General features: G+C 61.7%; 17 protein-coding genes. 3 read left to right on the top strand and 14 right to left on the bottom strand.

Features of this window, described 5'->3' with window-relative positions; all coding sequences use genetic code 11:
* Positions 1-72: 72 nt before the first annotated feature.
* On the bottom strand, positions 73-1923 hold the full coding sequence (locus MMB92_RS04890; protein WP_200064563.1) for an AAA family ATPase: 1851 nt from the start codon (positions 1921-1923) through the stop codon (positions 73-75).
* A gap of 821 nt (positions 1924-2744) precedes the next feature.
* On the opposite strand from MMB92_RS04890, the gene MMB92_RS04895 reads away from it, so the two are divergent.
* Entirely contained in the window at positions 2745-3107 is a 363-nt protein-coding gene (locus tag MMB92_RS04895; protein WP_277562574.1) for a hypothetical protein, read from the top strand.
* Between the two features lie 82 nt (positions 3108-3189).
* Here the strand turns inward: MMB92_RS04895 and MMB92_RS04900 are convergent, their stop codons facing one another.
* From MMB92_RS04900 to MMB92_RS04925, 6 genes are all read right to left on the bottom strand, one after another.
* Positions 3190-3426 (bottom strand): antitoxin Xre/MbcA/ParS toxin-binding domain-containing protein, encoded by a 237-nt coding sequence (locus MMB92_RS04900; protein WP_200064569.1) that lies wholly within the window; start codon positions 3424-3426, stop codon positions 3190-3192.
* Positions 3427-3557: 131 nt separating this feature from the next.
* Entirely contained in the window at positions 3558-4526 is a 969-nt protein-coding gene (locus MMB92_RS04905) for a TniQ family protein (RefSeq protein WP_200064572.1), read from the bottom strand.
* Entirely contained in the window at positions 4523-5452 is a 930-nt protein-coding gene (locus MMB92_RS04910; RefSeq protein WP_233634005.1) for a TniB family NTP-binding protein, read from the bottom strand. Before MMB92_RS04910 ends, MMB92_RS04905 begins: the two co-directional genes overlap by 4 nt.
* Entirely contained in the window at positions 5442-7391 is a 1950-nt protein-coding gene (locus MMB92_RS04915; RefSeq protein ID WP_200064575.1) for a Mu transposase C-terminal domain-containing protein, read from the bottom strand. Before MMB92_RS04915 ends, MMB92_RS04910 begins: the two co-directional genes overlap by 11 nt.
* Positions 7372-8007, bottom strand: a complete 636-nt coding sequence (locus MMB92_RS04920; RefSeq protein WP_233634006.1) for a hypothetical protein — start codon at positions 8005-8007, stop codon at positions 7372-7374. The genes MMB92_RS04915 and MMB92_RS04920 overlap by 20 nt, the downstream gene beginning before the upstream one ends.
* 286 nt (positions 8008-8293) lie before the next feature.
* On the bottom strand, positions 8294-8650 hold the full coding sequence (locus MMB92_RS04925) for a helix-turn-helix transcriptional regulator (protein ID WP_200064578.1): 357 nt from the start codon (positions 8648-8650) through the stop codon (positions 8294-8296).
* Positions 8651-9710: 1060 nt separating this feature from the next.
* On the opposite strand from MMB92_RS04925, the gene MMB92_RS04930 reads away from it, so the two are divergent.
* Complete coding sequence (locus MMB92_RS04930; RefSeq protein WP_006482276.1) at positions 9711-10328, top strand: LysE family translocator; 618 nt, start codon at positions 9711-9713, stop codon at positions 10326-10328.
* A 108-nt stretch (positions 10329-10436) separates the two neighbouring features.
* Entirely contained in the window at positions 10437-10685 is a 249-nt protein-coding gene (locus MMB92_RS04935) for a hypothetical protein (RefSeq protein WP_012492997.1), read from the top strand.
* Positions 10686-10817: 132 nt separating this feature from the next.
* On the opposite strand, the gene MMB92_RS04940 is transcribed toward MMB92_RS04935, so the two are convergent.
* From MMB92_RS04940 to pobA, 7 genes are all read right to left on the bottom strand, one after another.
* Entirely contained in the window at positions 10818-12176 is a 1359-nt protein-coding gene (locus MMB92_RS04940) for an MFS transporter (RefSeq protein ID WP_006482278.1), read from the bottom strand.
* 194 nt (positions 12177-12370) lie between these two features.
* Complete coding sequence (gene pcaC, locus MMB92_RS04945) at positions 12371-12757, bottom strand: 4-carboxymuconolactone decarboxylase (protein ID WP_006480129.1); 387 nt, start codon at positions 12755-12757, stop codon at positions 12371-12373.
* A 10-nt stretch (positions 12758-12767) separates the two neighbouring features.
* Positions 12768-13553: a 3-oxoadipate enol-lactonase gene (gene pcaD / locus MMB92_RS04950; RefSeq protein ID WP_059720961.1), complete on the bottom strand. Its 786-nt coding sequence runs from the start codon at positions 13551-13553 to the stop codon at positions 12768-12770.
* A gap of 16 nt (positions 13554-13569) precedes the next feature.
* Entirely contained in the window at positions 13570-14928 is a 1359-nt protein-coding gene (locus MMB92_RS04955) for a 3-carboxy-cis,cis-muconate cycloisomerase (RefSeq protein WP_059720962.1), read from the bottom strand.
* Positions 14929-15016: 88 nt separating this feature from the next.
* Positions 15017-15673 carry a CoA transferase subunit B gene (locus MMB92_RS04960; RefSeq protein WP_006482308.1) on the bottom strand — a complete coding sequence of 219 codons (657 nt, stop codon included), beginning with the start codon at positions 15671-15673 and terminating at the stop codon, positions 15017-15019.
* Between the two features lie 19 nt (positions 15674-15692).
* Entirely contained in the window at positions 15693-16409 is a 717-nt protein-coding gene (locus MMB92_RS04965; RefSeq protein WP_006482282.1) for a 3-oxoacid CoA-transferase subunit A, read from the bottom strand.
* Between the two features lie 144 nt (positions 16410-16553).
* Entirely contained in the window at positions 16554-17786 is a 1233-nt protein-coding gene (gene pobA, locus MMB92_RS04970) for a 4-hydroxybenzoate 3-monooxygenase (RefSeq protein WP_059720963.1), read from the bottom strand.
* Between the last annotated feature and the right edge of the window lie 62 nt (positions 17787-17848).

A 17848-nucleotide genomic window follows, 5' to 3' on the forward strand; every position in this document is an offset into this window, starting at 1 on the left:
CCCCTTCAACTTCACCAGCCCAACACATCACTCGTTAGCTTGCCTGCAAACTTAATTTGGGGAGTTCAGCGATCAGGGAGGCGGCAGCGGTTCGGCAGTTTGACCAAAGTAGGCCATGCAAACGGCCTCCCGAAACGCAGCTGGTAGCTGGCCTTGGGCATGGAGATCTTCCACGGTCCTGACGGCTAGAAAAGGCTTGTTTTTGCGAGGCGCTTGATATCCCAAGAGGCCCTCCAGATCTGGCGCAACCAAATGCCGTTGATTGGCACCAGCGACTAACAGGGCGAGAATATTCTGGTTGTTTGCCTGCTCGGCCGGATTGCCAGGATCCTCGTCGTGCAGTACGCGATAGGGGATGTTGAATGCGTTCAGCACGCGCTGAAACGCTGGGACGTTCGATTTGCCGTTGCAGTCCACAAGCGACACCTCGCGCCGAAGTCGTAGATGTCGTTCGAACAGTCCCATTAGCTCTGCGCCTCGCTCGAAAGCTGCAATAGCGCTAAATTCCTCCATAAGCACGACCCGTTTGGCGAAGAAAAGCTCGTTCACGGTAGGATCGAAGCGCGCCACAGTATTCAGTCGCTGCCTGTCGGCTTGGAGAGGTTGCCCAGGAAAGAGATCTTGGGTCACCTGATGCGCAGCCGCGTCACCTTGTGGCGTCTTGAACATCCTAACGATAGCTCGATATTTGGTGGCGATATCAAGGAACACTGGTGAATGAGTGCAGCATGCCACTTGGGTAGAAGCTTGTTCAGCCAAACGATACAGAACGTCACGCATCAACCGCTCCATTTGCGGATGAAGATATAGCTCCGGCTCTTCGATCAGCAGGATGTTGGCTCTTACCGGTGCGAGGGCCGCACCAGGTACAACCTGCGCCTGCGCATCGGCCAGTGATTGCAGCAAGGTAATGACCAATGTCCTCTGAAGGCCGTGTCCTTGGTGTCCAACGTCAGTATCGATGCCTGCTTCCACGTCACGGATGACCAGAGACGTTGATGGCAGCACCATCGATCGAATCTCCGGCGCTTCCGTACGAATCAGCGCCTGGCCTCCTACTACTTCGTTAAGGCTCCGGTTGATCCGGTCCTGAAGGTCCCGAACCTCCTGGGCTTGGCGTTGAGGATTGGCCTCGTCAGGGCGGAACAAGGCCAACACCTCGTCCAACGCCTCTTGCAACCGAACCATTTCCGGGCGCTGTGCTAAGCTTCGCTCGACGATGAGATTCACCAACTTGCCGTAGGTCGACGCATCCTTCGCGTTGGTCTCGTCGCTAGCTTCTTGCACCGCCCGTACCAATATGGGGCGTGGCAGGATGGAGTTGGCGTTGCTTTTCCAATTTCCGCCGCCACCTGGGTTAGGCACCCAATTGGGTGCCCCGAAAGCCACGAGGTCAGGCCGTTGCCGTCGCACCGCCTCGCGCAGGGTCTCTCTCGCAGCGTTCGTAGGGCGAACTCCGCGATTTGGCAGCGCCGCAATGAGCGGCTGATATTCCTCTGGAAATGCATTCCAAGTCGCGTCAGCCTCTGGCCAGCCTTCAAATCGCTCCGCGCCGGAGAAGGAATACAGCGCCTCTTTCCACCCACCCGATTCGCCGTCCTCGCCGGGCTCGAACCAGTAGCGCTTCTTCAAGACCCAGCGGTCGCCGTTCATGCGACCACGAACTGCTACCTGAGTTGCCTCTTCGTCGCTGAGACCGTCGAAATGTCCAATGAGCTCGATCGCGTTCGCCACATCGGTCAGGTGTCGCCGGAACAACGATGGGTCTTTAATAGCGCTGCCGCTCAGGAAAGCAGCAATGGCCGACAGGATGGTTGACTTGCCGGCGTTGTTTTCACCGATTAGCACCAGCAAGTCCTCCCACTCCAAGCTGGCATACTCGACGCACTTAAAATTTCTGACCTCGAAGCGACACAGGCGCATGCGATTTCTCCCCGATATCAACCTGTCTTGAACACTGGCTCCTCAGTACATCAGCTTCATTTGTCTCGTTCGATGACGTCGTAGTACGACTAGTCATCGCCAATCTTACGTCAACAACCAGATAGCCGCGACTGACTACTTGCCGAACCTTGCGGCCGACCGATATGGTCGGCCATATATCACAATAGGATCAGCCTTAGTTTCGATACAGCAACGTGGCGTCATCAATAGCCAACGGCATCAGGAACTGCTTGGTCGGCTATTTCGAAACCTATTATGGGGTGGATCTCCCGAATGCTCGTCCTCCTTGCAACGTCCTGGCCCTGCGCAACCGGAACGAAGTGAAGCCGTTGTTCCTGCCATCAGATCACGAGTGCAGCTTCACTTGCTTGGCACGAAACAGTGGCTGCATCGACTGGAAATTATCGACATGCGCACCCAATGCCGTGACGCTCCTTGCGGAGTCAGATAAAACCCAACGCATACCGTATCTGACGCAATGGAACGCGTCGCCGGTCGACCCTGCCACTGCCCGGCCTCATTTCAACGGCGTGTTGGCAGTCTATTCGCTCCTCTACCGCGGCTAGACCTTCGGATAATCCGGATTCTGTAGCCGCCGACATACGCCAGCACTGGTACAGACAGCGTGCACTCTCAATCTCCTCGGGGACGCTCGCCACAGGAGAAATGTGCGAGAAAGCCGAACCACATCGACACCGCACCATGCTCGGCCGCGTCACCATGATCGGCTTCTCGCACTGTGGACAAACGTCAAGCAGTTGAACAGCATGCACGGGACATGCCGTCATCCAGGTAAGACGATGGGCGGCAAGCATTATTCCGCCGTCGAGCAGGCACATCGGACAGATTCGCTCGCGCGCTCGAACAAGCAAGTGCCGGGCCTCAATCACGTGACGCCCCACCGCGTAACTGAAGGCGGCCCCTCGTGCTCGCCCACCGACTTCGACCGGGCACATCGATCTCATGGTCGATTGCCCGATCCGGCAAACACGCGACAGCTCTGCAATCTCGGCGGAAACCAACGGACCGAACGCAACGCAACCGGCGTCGCGCAGCAACGCCCCAACACTTCTCAGACCGTTGGCGTCCACCAGACGCATGAGCACCGACGACAACGACTCGTCGGGATAGGGTTCGACGCGAAGCGCAAGCGGCAGCGGTAACATCGCATTCGCTGGCCTTGCGGAGCACGACATCCAACTTCGATTTTCCATATCGAACTCCAGATCGATGTGGTGCTCGTTCCTAGCGATAGGCGCCTGTCTGCATGCTCAGCAGCGTCCGGGCCACCAGTTCCTCTCCGTCGGTGGTATCGAGATACGTAACTGGCTTCTTCCACCCGAGTGACGGCACCTCTTCGCGTAGCCACGTACACAACCACTTTTCCGCATCAAATCCCTCCGACTCGCCTGACTCGTCGACCATTTTCTGCACAAGATTGACGAGCCCGTTCCAGATCGCTTCAGGCACGCGCTCGACCATACATTCGGATCGCCATGTGCCGCAACGACACGTTTTCATGATGTCCACCTCGCCCAGATTCGAAGTCCCACGTCGGAACCCGTGGCGATCCGATTTGAATCGGATCGCCACGGGTCATCGACAACACCGCGTCACACGGCCTGCACCACTGGACCGCCGATTGCGTCGACCAATGCGCGATGAAGGAACGCGAATGGCGGCTCCGGCAACTCCGTGAACAAACGCAAGGAAATGTGCTCAACGCTTCGGACCGAACTCAGGATCGAACCCGACCGAGGTCGGTATTGCCGTTTTGCGTTTACCAGTTCCGCGAATCCCCGGGGCCAGTCCGACATGATCTGTCCGATTTTCTGCATGCGCGGCACAAGTTCATGAATAGCCTTCGAGCGCAGCCCCTTGTCTGTCGACCCGATCGTTGCACCACTGACGCGATAGAGAAACGAAAGCACGCGCAGCAACTCCCCAAGGTCAAGCGCCGCGAAATCGGAAGGGACGCCTGGCGGACAGTCCGGCACGTCATGTTCAAAGCTCATGCGCCAGCGCCGATCGATGAGCCTAGTGATCATCAATTCGTCCGGCGTCGCGAGTTGACACGCGGCTGACCCGAGATCCGTCCCACACTGACAACGCGCCAGACCCGGTCGCATGGACGACACATCACGTCGACAGCCCGGACAGCGATCGAGGAGTTGGACGCCGTGGACAGCGCAGCACGTCGCGAATACGTAAGCATTAACACCCAGCACATGTCGGTGCTCGGCGATACACATCGGGCATACGCGCTCATTGGCGCCGACCAGGATTGCATCGGGCTCAACCCAGTGACCGTACAAGCTGACCTTCGGGTGCTTCACCCCGTTACAGTCCATCGCGCCTATGTTCATCGGTGTCATCGCACGGAGCAGTTTCGGGGAAAGCCGGCAAACACGGGCAACCGCATCGACCTCCGAGGCAAAGCGCGGCCGAGCAGCAGCCACGCCGGCGCGGCGCAGGACCATCCCTGGTCCACTCAACCCGTTGACCTCGGCAACGCGATGCAGCAACGACGAAAGCGACTCTCCGCGATGCGGAGCAACGCCAAGAAGAAGAGGGGCCGTCATTGCACGTCCTCCGCAAACGGTTCACCCGGTTGGTCAAGCGGAACGCCATTAAACTTCGAATCGAAGGGATCGCGAGAAGGTGGTGCATCCCTCCAGATATGAACGCGAAACGCCGCGGCAAAATCGTTCAGCGTGACACTTTTCCCACCGCGTCTCTCGGCAACCTGGTAAGCACCATTCAACAGCTTGCACATGTAGTCCACCAGTCCGGCAGTTGCGTAGTACAACTTCATCACGACACGCTTGTCGACAATATCCGTCATCGGCAATGGCATATCTTTGGCGAGCGCCTGCATCACGCCAATGAACGTTTGGGCGCCTTCGTTGGTGTTCACATTGAACGGGCGCATCTCCGTCACGCGAGAAAACCGGCGCCGCAATTGCCCATTGACTCGCAGCACACCCAGCAGCGACGGCAGCCCCGCGAGCACAACAGCAGCTGGGAGCCGGTCCAGCAGCACCTTCAGCCAGTTCGCAACCTGTCTCAGCGAACGGCGATCGCCCTCGACGAAGTGCTGAAACTCGTCGAGCATGATGATCTCCACGCCACAGCCGTGTACCAGTTTGACAATCTGCTCTGTCAGGCGCGCACTCGATTGACCAGCTTGCGCGATTTCACCCAAGGCAATCAACATAGCTTCAGCCAGCGATCTGACAGTCGGTACTGCAGGCACGATGACATAGAGAACCGGCACGTGCCGGCGCAACACCTCCTCTCGCACCGGGAATTGGGCACGATAGCATTCGAGCACGGTCGATTTTCCGGCTCCCGACGCCCCAATCGTCGCCAGACATCCTGCTTCACCGGATTCCCGCAGCCATTGATGGATCTCCTCGATACTCTTGAGCGCAGTAACGAAATCGGGATGTTCGACAATGCTTTTACGGACATTAAATCGCTTCATGATCAGCTCCTTACCGTTCATTGCGCTTCGTAACAGAAAATTCAGGAACACTATCGAATCTAACGACCATGGAGTCCACTTGATCGGACTGGGCGAAATCGTCCACGGCGTTCCCACCAGCGGCTCCCAACAAAAGATCCTTGCTCGACTTCCCCTTGATCTGCGCAACCCATTTGCGCTTCTTGAGTTTCTGATCAAGCTCCGCCTTGGCAATGTCGTCTGCGAGACGGATACGCGCTTTTCGAAGCGAGACAGGGTTGATATCGACGCTGCTGTCTCGCATGGCGCCCGTGACTTCGTTGTGCATCCATCTGGTCAAATCCTTCGTGTAATCTGGATCGGTGCAATCAACGCGAAGGTATTCTTTCTGCCTTGGGTCGTAGACGTAGACAAAGCTGGTCTGCTCGTTGAAATATCGAACCTTGACTTTTTCGTCGTCCGATATGCTGTGACGAAGCAGTTGCAACGCACTGGAGTTGTACGACAGGTGATCAAACGTCACGCCACTGTTCGTGATCGGACGTATGATGGTGTCCGAGAACGCGACGGAAAGCTGATCGGGATCGGCCGGCATGTAGATAGGGGTCAGCCGTGCACTTTCCTGCCATGCCTGAAACGGTGTCTTGCCCTTCAAGCCACGATGTGGCGCGTGCTGGTAACACTCCACAATCCAGCGCACGACAAACACCGTTAGCTGTTCGAGGGTCACACACGCAAGCTTCTCGGACGGGTACTCTCCACGATCCTTGGTATTCGACCAAGTCGTCCCCGGAATCAAATGGAAGAGTTGTTCCGCTATCGTGCGCATGAACCGCTCCACACGGCCTTTGAACCATGGTGCACGGCTCGGGCAGTACACGAGTGAAATCCCCAACTCGTCGCAGCCAGCTCGTGTGGCGCCGCCGTGGAACTCCCACGCGTTGTCACCGAAGATCATCTCGGCTACACCTCGCGCCAACCATTCAAGATGCCCGAGGCTTAATCGGTTCAGTAGATCGCGCTTGCTGAGCATGGCCATTTGCATTGCCCATCCGACCTCCTCCTGGCCAGGTGAGCGCGCCCCGATATGAAACCCCATCACCATGCGAGTGTGCGCGTCAATGATGAGCGTCAGTACGGGACGAACGATGACCATACGGGTGCGCTCACAGACGCACAGCAAGTTCACCGGCGTGTGGTCAATCTCCCACCGCTCGTTGAGTCGTTTTGTTTTGAGCCGACGGAACACCGGTCGATACTGCTTCAGTGCTTCGGTGCGACCCTCCCGGGCCGCGGTGACGAGGTAGCTGTTCAGTTTCCCGACATGGCGATAAAGCGTCGCTCTACTAATCGTGGGTAGCGGATTTTCCAGGTCACGTTCGTTATGAGCGTCAATGGCCTCCTCTACTTGATCGTACAATCTCGCGACGTTTAGTTTCTGGCCGTTGAGATAGTGCGTTTCGATGACATCTTCGACCAGCGTGAGCAGTGAACCATCGAGGATTTCGCGTCGTCCCTTGTTTTCATGGCGCGGCACCACGTCCATGACATCACGTGACGGCTGGTAGCGTTTTCTCCACCGACAGAAGGATCGATAGGTTGGCGGTATCGATGCGCCAACCTCACACGCCACCCGTTTGATGACGGTCTCGACTTCGTGGACGCGCGAGCACTGCGCCTCCTCGACGGCTCTTAGGTAGACGAGTCGCGCACGCATCACGACAAGATCTTCTTCTTTGAAGGTGGTGACATCACGTCGAGCAACAACAATCGGTGACGCAGCCGTCTCACGTAGCGATTCGATACTGACGGACCATGTCCCATTACCGTGGCGTGCCCATATTTCAGTTTCGTGCAGGCGTATTGACGAGCTGTAGTCGGAGCTGAGCTCGATTCGACCATCGGGCAGCGCAGTCTGAACGCGCCAGACATACTCGCCCTCACGGAACTCGACGCCACGCTTAAGCAAAAATTTTTGCATGACGCACCTCCGAAGGAGCGACGTAAATGGCTGCGTCGGAGGTCAGCGGCACATCGAGATCGATACCCGCGGCGCCATTGGCGATCCAGGTCAACGCAATGTCGCGCGAACGGGCCAAATGCACGAGGTTTCGGAAAGTTTTCGGATACTTCTTTTCAACGAGCCACTGTGCTTCCCGGATCCGTTCGGACGAAATTCGCCCCAGCCACGGCCGCAAGAGCCGCAGAGTCTCGTGACGGATGCCGGAGATGTAGGTACGTTCATCCCAAATGAAAAGGGCGTGTCCATGCTCCGCAAGGACGGCTCTCGCACGCGCCATGCGGGCCTGCACTGAAGGCTTCTGCAGATCCTTTGCTGGCTTGGCTTCGACGAAGACGGTCGAACTGTCGCGCCGCACAATCTCGTAATCCGGCGTGTACCGAAAAAGCTGGCCGGCCTCACGAAGAACAAATGTTCTATCTTGAGCGCTACGAAAGCGCAGTACCTCAGGGCTGAACTCGAGCAAGAGGGTCGTCGCCTCTTCCGCCAGGGAATACCAAGGCATCGAGCAAGCGTTTTTGACAGAGGGCGTGAAACCTCGAAAATTTCCGCCACTGCGGGTATCGTACGAAGGCATGATGATGTCTCCTGCGCCCTTTCGGGCGCGTGGATGTGGGGGGCGCCAGTCCGAATGGACGAGCGCCGGCCGCGCGGATGTCATTTCCACGCAACGAGGAGACGAGTTGGGCCTTGACGCCGATGAGGGGGGAGCTATACTGAAGTCGCTTAGGTTTCAGTTGTGCTCCCGCTCAGTCGGGTCGAAAGAACCAATCCGTCGTAAAGGGTTGGTTTTTTCTTTTCTGTCGAATAGGCAGTACTCCTAATTCAATAGGTTGATGGGGAAAGGCATTTTCAGGATGACGTTACCGATCCAGCTTCGCCACCAGCTCATCAAGCAAGGTGACTTCGTCACCGCTTAGACGCGTCGACGCTCGCACCAGGCGATTGATCAGGCGCAACGTATCTGAGTGCAGGTCGTCAGGTAACCGCAATTTCCTTTGCGAGTCCAGAGCGGCTTCAAGCAATGAAGCGACATCGGCGTTGCTCATGCCGAGTACCGCAGCAATCCGCTCGATTTGTTCGGTCGATGGTGGCGGCTTAACCGCGCGTTCCAACTTCCAGACATATTGAATCGCGACCCCAAGCTGCCTGGCCACATTCGTCTGACTGAGGCCAGCTCGCTTTCGGTAGTGCACCAATGCGTTTGAGAATGGAGTCATCGCCTTCCACCTGCACGTGTCTATCTCCCAATGTATGTGGTGACCCAGCCGGGGGACAAGTAAATTTTTTCTTCTTCTCCGCGACAACAAAGGCGGAAGAACCCTCGTTCGAATCAAAAAATAGAGTCATGCATTATGGAAACGCTAAAAAGGAGAAGAAAATAATTTCCCTTTTTGTACAAGTGTCGGCTCGTATGTTTCTCGAATAGGGTCGATTCGTTCGTCAAACTTCTGAACGGCATGCGCAAGGAAATCGACGAAAATTAATCTATAGGTGTTCAAACGGCGCGCAGATTTGCGGTGACGGATGAACGGTGCCGGCCGGTCGATAAGCATCCGTTGCGCGAAAGTTACACTCCCAGGACAAGTGTGGGCCGGGTTGCAAAGCGACACAAATAGCCATGGCTCACATCGCCGCGATTGGTATGCCAATTGGAAGTGTGTGCCGCAGAAAGGCTGCACAGAGCCTCTAGGTCTACTTCGTCAGGTCATCAAGACGATCGACAAAGCCATCCCCGGCGATTCGATCAAGTTCTCGCTAAAGCAAGATCACGACAACCTCCGACTCGGAGCGGCCGTAGAAGCCAATCTTTGCGATGCGCTCAAGTGCCACATCGACCTGCACGGGGAGGGTTAGCCGAACGAGCCGAGTAGCTTCGGCAGATGGCTTGCGCCCTGAACTAAGCATCGACCTCCCCATTGGCTTGTGGAGACACCCCCCGGACGTGAAACGGCGATTGAGCGTCGTTAATGCGGCGACATCGATCTGACACCATCGGCTAAACATTGCGTCGTAGGCCGTCACTGCCAAATATTCTCCGATCGTTTTCTGCCTATCCATACGGGTTACATGCTCAACGCATGGAAGGTAGCCAATTATTCAAAGACAACATATTGAGACTGCGGACATCTTTTCTGAGAGCCCACAAGCGCTGACGACCGCGGTCACGCACTCCCACGCCCCGTACCGGCAATCGTCAATTTAACTGTACCGGTACTGTACAGAAAACCGTCGCTACACTGACTCCATCCCAGCCTCGAACCGAATGGAGAATCCGCGATGGAATTCCTCACCCTCAGCGCGCTGCCCGCCGGCATGCTGTTCGCGCTCGTCACGACGATCACGCCCGGCCCGAACAACACGATGCTGCTCGCGTCCGGCGTCAACTTCGGTTTTCGCCGCACGATGCCGCACCTGTTCGGCATCAGCATCGGCGTCGCGATCCTGATGCTCTGCGTCGGCTTCGGCCTCGGCGAAGCGTTCAAGCGCCTGCCGCTGCTGTACACGCTCCTCGAAGTGGCGAGCGTCGCCTATCTGCTGTACCTCGCGTGGCGCATCGGCACGTCGGGCGAAGTGAAGGCGCACGGCGCCAAATCGCGGCCGATGACGTTCATCGAAGCCGCCGCGTTCCAGTGGGTCAACCCGAAGGCGTGGATGATGGTGCTGACCGCCGCGACGACGATCCGCCTGTCCGCCGACTATGGAATGAATGCCGCATGGATGGCCATCCTGTTCATCCTGATCGGCTTCCCGTGCATCAGCCTGTGGGCCGCGTTCGGCCTCGGCCTGCGCCGCTTCCTGTCGAATCCCCGCGCGCTGCGCATCTTCAACGTGACGATGGCCGTGCTGCTGATCCTGTCGCTGTACCCGCTCGTCGCCCATCTGCTGCCGCAGTAAGCGCTCACGAGCGCCCGTTGAGCTTCAGGTGATGCAGGCGTACCCTTTCGGTACGGGCGCGTGCAACCGCTTCGGCGGTTGCACCGCTGCTCTGCATGGAGATTGCCGATGAAGCCAATGCTCAGAGCGGGCGAGCACATCGAGGGTATGCACTGGATCGCCGAGTATCACCCGCTCACGCACGATATCCGCGTGCTGCGCGAGAACATCGAAGTCGGCACCTACTGCGCGCCGCCGACGCTGTTCGGCGACGAGGCGGGAATGGGCGCCGCGAACCATGACGATCATCGCGGCCGGGAAGCCGCGCTGCGCGCGTATCTGCGCAACTTCGTCAAGGAGCACGACGCGGAGGAGTAACGGTGCGACGGCCGCAATGTCGACGGGCCGCGAAGGCGGCCCGGTCTGTCGTCGTGCGCCGGTCGATCTGCTCTCGACCGGCCCGAATCCATCACGCGCCGGGCCGATGCAACGCACCGGCCCGCGCGCCGCTCAATGTCCGAGCGACTCGATCTTGCCCGCCGGCTGCGCCACGCCATGCGGGCGCGCCATCTGCTTGATCAGCAGCGCGACACACGCGAGCACGCCCGCGACGGCGATCGTCGCGAACACCCCCGCGAACGAGAAGTGCCGGCGCGTCAGCTCGGCGACGAGGAACGACCCCGCGATCCCGCCGAAACGGCCGACGCCGAGCATCCACGCGACACCCGTGCCGCGCCCTTCGGTCGGATAGAACGCGGCGGCCAGCGCCGGCATCGACGACTGCGCAGTGTTCATCAGCACGCCGGCCACGAACACGACCAGCACCAGCAGCCCGACGTTGCCGGCCGCCTGCCCGATCGCATACACGCTCACCGCCGTCAGCGCGTAGCACACGGCGATCACGCGGTTCGCGTTGAAGCGGTCCATCAGCACGCCGCACAGCACGGCGCCCACGCCGCCGAGCGGGAACAGCGCCGAGATCAGCGTCGCGCTCTTCGGCGTCAGGCCCGCATCCTTCAGCAGGATCGGCATCCAGTTGATCGACGCGTAGAAGATCACGAGGCCCATGAAGTACGCGAGCCACAGCATCACCGAGCCGACGATGTACGAGCGCGACAGCACGACGCCGAGGCCCTTGCCGCCCGTCTGCGGTGCGGCTTCGGTCAATGCGAACGAGCCGGCGTTCAACGCGTCGCGCGAGATGCGTGCGAGCGTGGCGCGGATCTTGTCGACGGACTGACCGGTCGCGACCATGAAACGCACCGATTCCGGCATCTTCAGCAGCAACAGCACGCCGAGCAGCAGCGGCGTCACGCCGCCGAGCACCAGCACGCTGCGCCAGCCGAAATGTGGAATCATCCACGCGGCCAGGAAGCCGCCGAACGCGGCGCCGAGCGGAAAGCCGCAGAACATCAGGTTGATCACGGTCGCGCGGCGCTTGTCCGGGCAGAATTCGCCCATCATCGTGACCGCGTTCGGCATCGCGGCGCCGAGCCCGACGCCGGTGATGAAGCGCAGGATGGTCAGGTGTCCGATCGTGTTCGAGAACGCGGACATCAGGCACGCGACGCCGAACAGGAACACCGAGCCGAGCAGCAGCGAGCGGCGGCCGAGCCGGTCGGACAGCGGGCCCGACACGAGCGCGCCGCACGCGAGGCCGAACAGCGCGGCGCTCAACACGGGCGCGAGATCGGGCTTGGTGAGGTTCCATTCGCCGAGCAGCGACGGCGCGATGAAGCCGATCGCGGCCGTATCGAAGCCGTCGAGCAGCACGATCACGAAACACATGAGGAACACGAGCCATTGAAAGCCGCCGAACGGCTGCTCGTTGATGAAGGTCTGGACATCGACCACGGGTGCGCGATTCATCGCTAGTCTCCTTGTCGGCCGGCGTGGGCGCGTCTGCGCTTGCGCCGGTCCCATGCAACATTGATATATGCAAGAAGCGCGGCCTCGTGGCCGCGCCTTTCCTTCGTTCACGCACCGATTCGCTGCCGGTGCGCTCTTCATCGACGACTGCCCGCCAACCTCGGCGGGCCGCCCGATCGGATCATCGCCGGCGCTTAACCGGCCGCATCCTGTTCCTTGAAGATCTTGTCCGCGAGATGGAACGCGGAATTCGCGGCCGGCACGCCGCAATAGATCGCGGTCTGCAGCAGCACTTCCTTGATCTCGTCGCGCGTCACGCCGTTGTTGCGCGCGGCGCGCAGGTGCAGCGCCAGTTCCTCGCCGCGGTTCAGCGCGACCATCATCGCGATGGTCAGCAGGCTGCGCGTATGGCGCGGCAGCCCGTCGCGGGTCCAGATCTCGCCCCATGCATAGCGCGTGATCAGGTTCTGGAATTCGTCGGTCACCTCGGTGCGGTTCTCGATCGAACGGTCGACGTGCGCGTCGCCGAGCACCGCGCGACGCACCTTCATCCCTGCTTCATAACGTTCCTGGTCATCCATCGCCGGTGCCTCACGCAGTCAGGAAATCGAGCAGCGCGCGGTTGAACCCGCCGGTGCACTCGATGTTCGAAATGTGCGCGGCGTCGAATTCGACGTGCAGCGCACCGGGAATCGCGGCGGCCAGCGCGCGGCCCTGGTCGGGCGGCGTCGACATGTCCTTCGCGCCGGTCACGACGAGCACCGGCAACGCGATGCCCTTCACTTCCTCGCGCAGGTCGGCCGCGTTCAGCGCGTCGCAGTTCGCCGCATAGCCGTCCTTGTCGGTATGCACGAAGGTGTCGCGGATCGCATCGAACAGACGCGGCTCGCGTTCGACGAATGCGTCGGTGAACCAGCGCGGCAGCACGGCGTCAGCGAGCGCGGCCATGCCTTCGGCGCGCGCCTTCTGCGCACGCGGCGCCCACACTTCCGGCGAGCCGATCTTCGCGGCGGTATTCGACAGCACCGCGCGCACGATGCGCGACGGGTAGCGCGCGGCGAGCGCGGCGCCCGTCAGCCCGCCCATCGAGATGCCGCAGAAATGCGCGCAGTCGATGCCGACGTGGTCGAGCAGGCCGATCACGTCGCCCGCCAGTTGCTCGATCGTGTACGAACCGGACGGCGCGTCGGAATGGCCGTGGCCGCGCGTGTCGTAGCGCAGGATGTTGAAGTGCTGCGTGAGCGGGCGGATCTGCGGGGCCCACATCTGCAGGTCGGCGCCGAGCGAATTCGAGAAGACGAGCCACGGCGCGTCGTCGCGCGCGGCACGGTCGATCCGGTAATGCAGTTTCACGCCGTTGACAGTGGCGAAAGGCATCTCAAGGTTCTCCTGGTTAGTGCGCGCCCGCATGCAGCGCGAGCACGGCGTCGACATAGGCATGCGCCTCGCCGACGTAATGTGCGGGATCGAGCAGCCGCGCGAGCGCGTCGCGCGACAGGTGGGCCGACACGGTCGCATCGGCGGCGAGCACGTCGAACAGCGTAGCGCCCGTGCGCACGGCTTCCTTCGACGCGTGCTCGACGACGTGATGCGCATCGAGCCGGCCGATGCGGTCGCCGAGCGCGAGCATCACGGCTTCGCCGAGGATCAGCCCGTGCGTGAGGTCGAGGTTCGCGGCGAGGCGCTCGGTGTTGACGTCGAGGCCCGCGACGATCTGCGCGATCTGTGCGAGCGCGCCGCCCGTCAGGCGGGCGAGGTCGGGCAGCGCATCCCATTCGGCCTGCCAGCCGCCGAGGGCGCGCTCGTGCTCCTGCACCATCCCCGCGAACACGGTCGCGACGAGGTTCGGCGCGCGCACGGCAGCCGTCAGCACGGCTGCGCAGCCGACCGGGTTGCGCTTGTGCGGCATCGTCGACGAGCCGCCCTTGCCGGCAGCCGCCGGTTCGCCGAGCTCGCCGACTTCGGTCTGCATCTGCAGCGACACGTCGCGCGCGATCTTGCCGAGCGTGCCGATCAGCATCCCGAAGCACGACGCGGCTTCCGCGATGCGATCGCGCTGCGTATGCCACGGCACGGCCGGCACCGCGAGCTTGAGATCGGCCGCGAGCGCGGCGCTCACGCCGGCTGCGTGTTCGCGCAGGCTCGCGAGTGTGCCGGCCGCCCCGCCGAACTGCAGCACGAGCGCACGTTCGCGCAACTCGGCGAAACGCGCGCGATGGCGCAGCAGCGCATCGAGCCATTGGGCGAATTTGAGGCCGAGCGTGATCGGCAGCGCCTGCTGCAGCCACGTACGGCCGATCATCGGCGTCGCGCGATGGGTGCGCGCGAGCGCCGCGAGCGACGCGCAGGCTTCGTCGAGCAGCGGATCGAGCACGTCGAGCGTGTCGCGCAACTGCAGCACGGTCGCGGTATCGATGATGTCCTGGCTCGTCGCGCCCCAGTGCACGAACTTCGCGGCCTCGGGGTCGTCGGCCTTCACTTGCGCGGTGAGCTGCTTGACGAGCGGAATCGCAAGATTGCCGCCGAGCGCCGCACCGTGCGCGAGCGCGTCGGCGTCGAGTCGGCCGGCGTCGCACGCACGTTCGATCGGCGCGACCGCGGCGGCGGGAATCACCTGCTGCGCGGCCAGCGCGCGCGAGAGCGCGGCCTCGACGTCGAGCATGCGCTGGATCGTCGCGCGGGGCGACCAGATCCGGTTGAGCGGCTCGGTGCCGCAGATCAGGGAGGTCAGGCGGGCGCTGTCTTCGAGCATGGCATCAGAATGGGGAAACGGCGTGCGCCTATTGTCTACCCAAGCGTGCCGGCGTGCGCTCGAATGCGCGCCCCGGCACGCTTGCCGTTCAGGCGGCGGCCTTTTGCGTCGCGTCGATCAGCGGCACGCCGGTCAGCTTCTGCAGCTCGTCGAACGACAGGTCGGTGAAGATCTCGCTCACCGCGAGGCCGTCGGCCGTCACGTCGAGCACGGCGAGATCCGTATAGATGCGGCTCACGCATTGCACGCCGGTGACCGGATACGAGCACTGCGCGACGATCTTGCTCTCGCCCTGCTTCGTCAGGTGCTCCATCATCACGAACACCTGCTTCGCGCCGATCGCGAGGTCCATCGCGCCGCCGACGGCCGGAATTGCATCGGGCGCGCCGGTATGCCAGTTCGCGAGATCGCCGTTCGCCGACACCTGGAACGCGCCGAGCACGCAGTAGTCGAGGTGGCCGCCGCGCATCATCGCGAACGAATCCGAGTGGTGGAAATACGCGCCGCCGGTGAGCAGCGTCACGTGCTGCTTGCCGGCGTTGATCAGCTCGTCGTCTTCCTCGCCGGGCGCGGGCGCCGGGCCCATGCCGAGCAGGCCGTTCTCGCTGTGCAGGAAGATCTCCTTGCTCGGGTCAAGGTGGTTCGCCACCAGCGTCGGCACGCCGATGCCGAGGTTCACGTACGCGCCTTCGGGGATGTCCTGGGCGACGCGCTTGGCCATTTCATCGCGGGTCAGTCGTTTCATGTCGGTTTCTCCAGGCGGGTCAGGCGGCTTGCGATGCAGCGTGTTCGGCGGCCAGCTCGGCCGCGTGCGCGGCCTGCGGCACCTCGACGATCCGCTGGACGAAAATGCCCGGCGTCACGATGTGTTCCGGGTTCAGCGCGCCGAGCGGCACGACTTCCGACACCTGGACGATCGCGACCTTCGCGGCGCTGGCCATGATCGGCCCGAAATTGCGCGCGGTCTTGCGGTACACGAGGTTGCCCCAGCGGTCGCCCTTGTATGCCTTCACCAGCGCGAAATCGGCGTGGATCGGCGTCTCGAACACGTACGGCTTGCCGTCGATCACGCGCGTTTCCTTGCCTTCCGCGAGCTTGGTGCCGTAGCCCGTCGGCGTGAAGAACCCGCCGATGCCGGCGCCCGCCGCGCGGATGCGCTCCGCGAGGTTGCCCTGCGGCACGAGCTCCAGTTCGATCTCGCCCGCGCGGTACAGCGCGTCGAACACCTGCGAGTCGCTCTGGCGCGGGAACGAACAGATGATCTTGCGCACCTTCTTCGCCTTCAGCAGCGCCGCGAGGCCCGTCTCGCCGTTGCCCGCGTTGTTGTTGACGATCGTCAGGTCGCGCGCGCCCTGTTCGATCAGCGCGTCGATCAGCTCGGACGGCATGCCGGCCGTGCCGAAGCCGCCGATCATGATTGTCGCGCCATCGTGGACGTCGGCAACCGCCGACTGAAGCGATTCGAAAATCTTGTTGACCATGTCTCTTCCTGATGCGAACCCGCGGCTCGTGCGCGGCCTGTCGAGGGGACACGCGCGTGCCGCGTGCCGCGCCGGAGGCCTTCGTCGACCCTCGGCTTTTGTTCGCTATTCGAACTCAGATTCGATTAGCGAACGATGGGCCGATCATAGAGTCGCGCACAGCGCGTTGTCAAGGCGGGTTGCCTCGGAGGCCGTCGCATCGTCGAACGGCAAGCCGACGTAGTTTTCAGCGAGCGACTGCGCGGCGGCCCGCGAGCGCGTCACGTACTTCAACTCGGCAAACTTCAGGCGATTGACGAACGGCGAATCGTCCGGCGACGCATGCAGCATGTTCGTCATGAAGTACGAGAAGTGCTCGGCGCGCCACACGCGTTCGAGGCAAGTCGCCGAATAGCGCTCGAGCGGCGTCGCGTCGCCCGTCCGGTAGCGTGCGCCGAGCGCGCGGGACAGCGCGCGGACGTCGGCCACCGCGAGGTTCATGCCCTTCGCGCCGGTCGGCGGCACGATGTGCGCGGCGTCGCCGGCGAGGAACAGGCGGCCGTGCTGCATCGTCTCCGACACGAAGCTGCGCATCGGCGTCACGCTCTTCTGCGTGATCCGGCCCTCGGTCGGCGTCCAGCCGGTGTCGTTCGAGAAGCGCGTGTGCAGTTCGTCCCAGATCCGCGCGTCGGACCATGCGGCGAGGTCTTCATCCGGCTTGCATTGCAGGTACAGCCGCGTGACCGTCGGCGAGCGCATCGAGAACAGCGCGAAGCCGTTGTCGTGGTGTGCGTACACGAGCTCGTCGAGCGACGGCGCCGCGTCGGCGAGGATGCCGAGCCACGCGAACGGGTAGACGCGCTCGAACGTGTTCAGCCGGTCGGCCGGAATCGTCTGCCGCGCGATGCCGTGGAAGCCGTCGCAGCCGGCGATGTAGTCGCAGTCGATGCGGTCGGCGCGGCCGTCCGCATGCTTGAACGTGACGAACGGCCGCTCGCTTTCGACATCGTGCAGCGCGACGTCGCTGACTTCGAAGTGCATCTGATGACCGTGCTCGACGCCGGCCGCGATCAGGTCGCGTACGACTTCGTGCTGGCTGTAGACGGTGATCGCGCGCCCGCCGGTCAGCTCGGACAGGTCGATGCGGTGACGCTGGCCGTCGAACAGCAGCTCGATGCCGTGATGTTCGAGCCCTTCGCGACGCATCCGGTCGCCGAGGCCGGCTTCGTTCAGCGTGTCGACCGTGCCCTGCTCGAGCACGCCGGCGCGGATGCGGTTCTCGCAGTATTCGCGCGAACGCGCTTCGACGAGGATGGAATCGACGCCTTGCAGGCGCAGCAGGTGGGAAAGCAGAAGGCCGGACGGACCGGCGCCGATGATCGCGACTTGGGTGCGCATTGTTCGTCTCCAGAACATTAATTCGAATCGTGGAACACATTTGAGCGCTTTCCCGACTATGC

Source organism: Burkholderia sp. IO2 (assembly GCF_029522185.1).
Lineage (GTDB): Bacteria > Pseudomonadota > Gammaproteobacteria > Burkholderiales > Burkholderiaceae > Burkholderia > Burkholderia cenocepacia.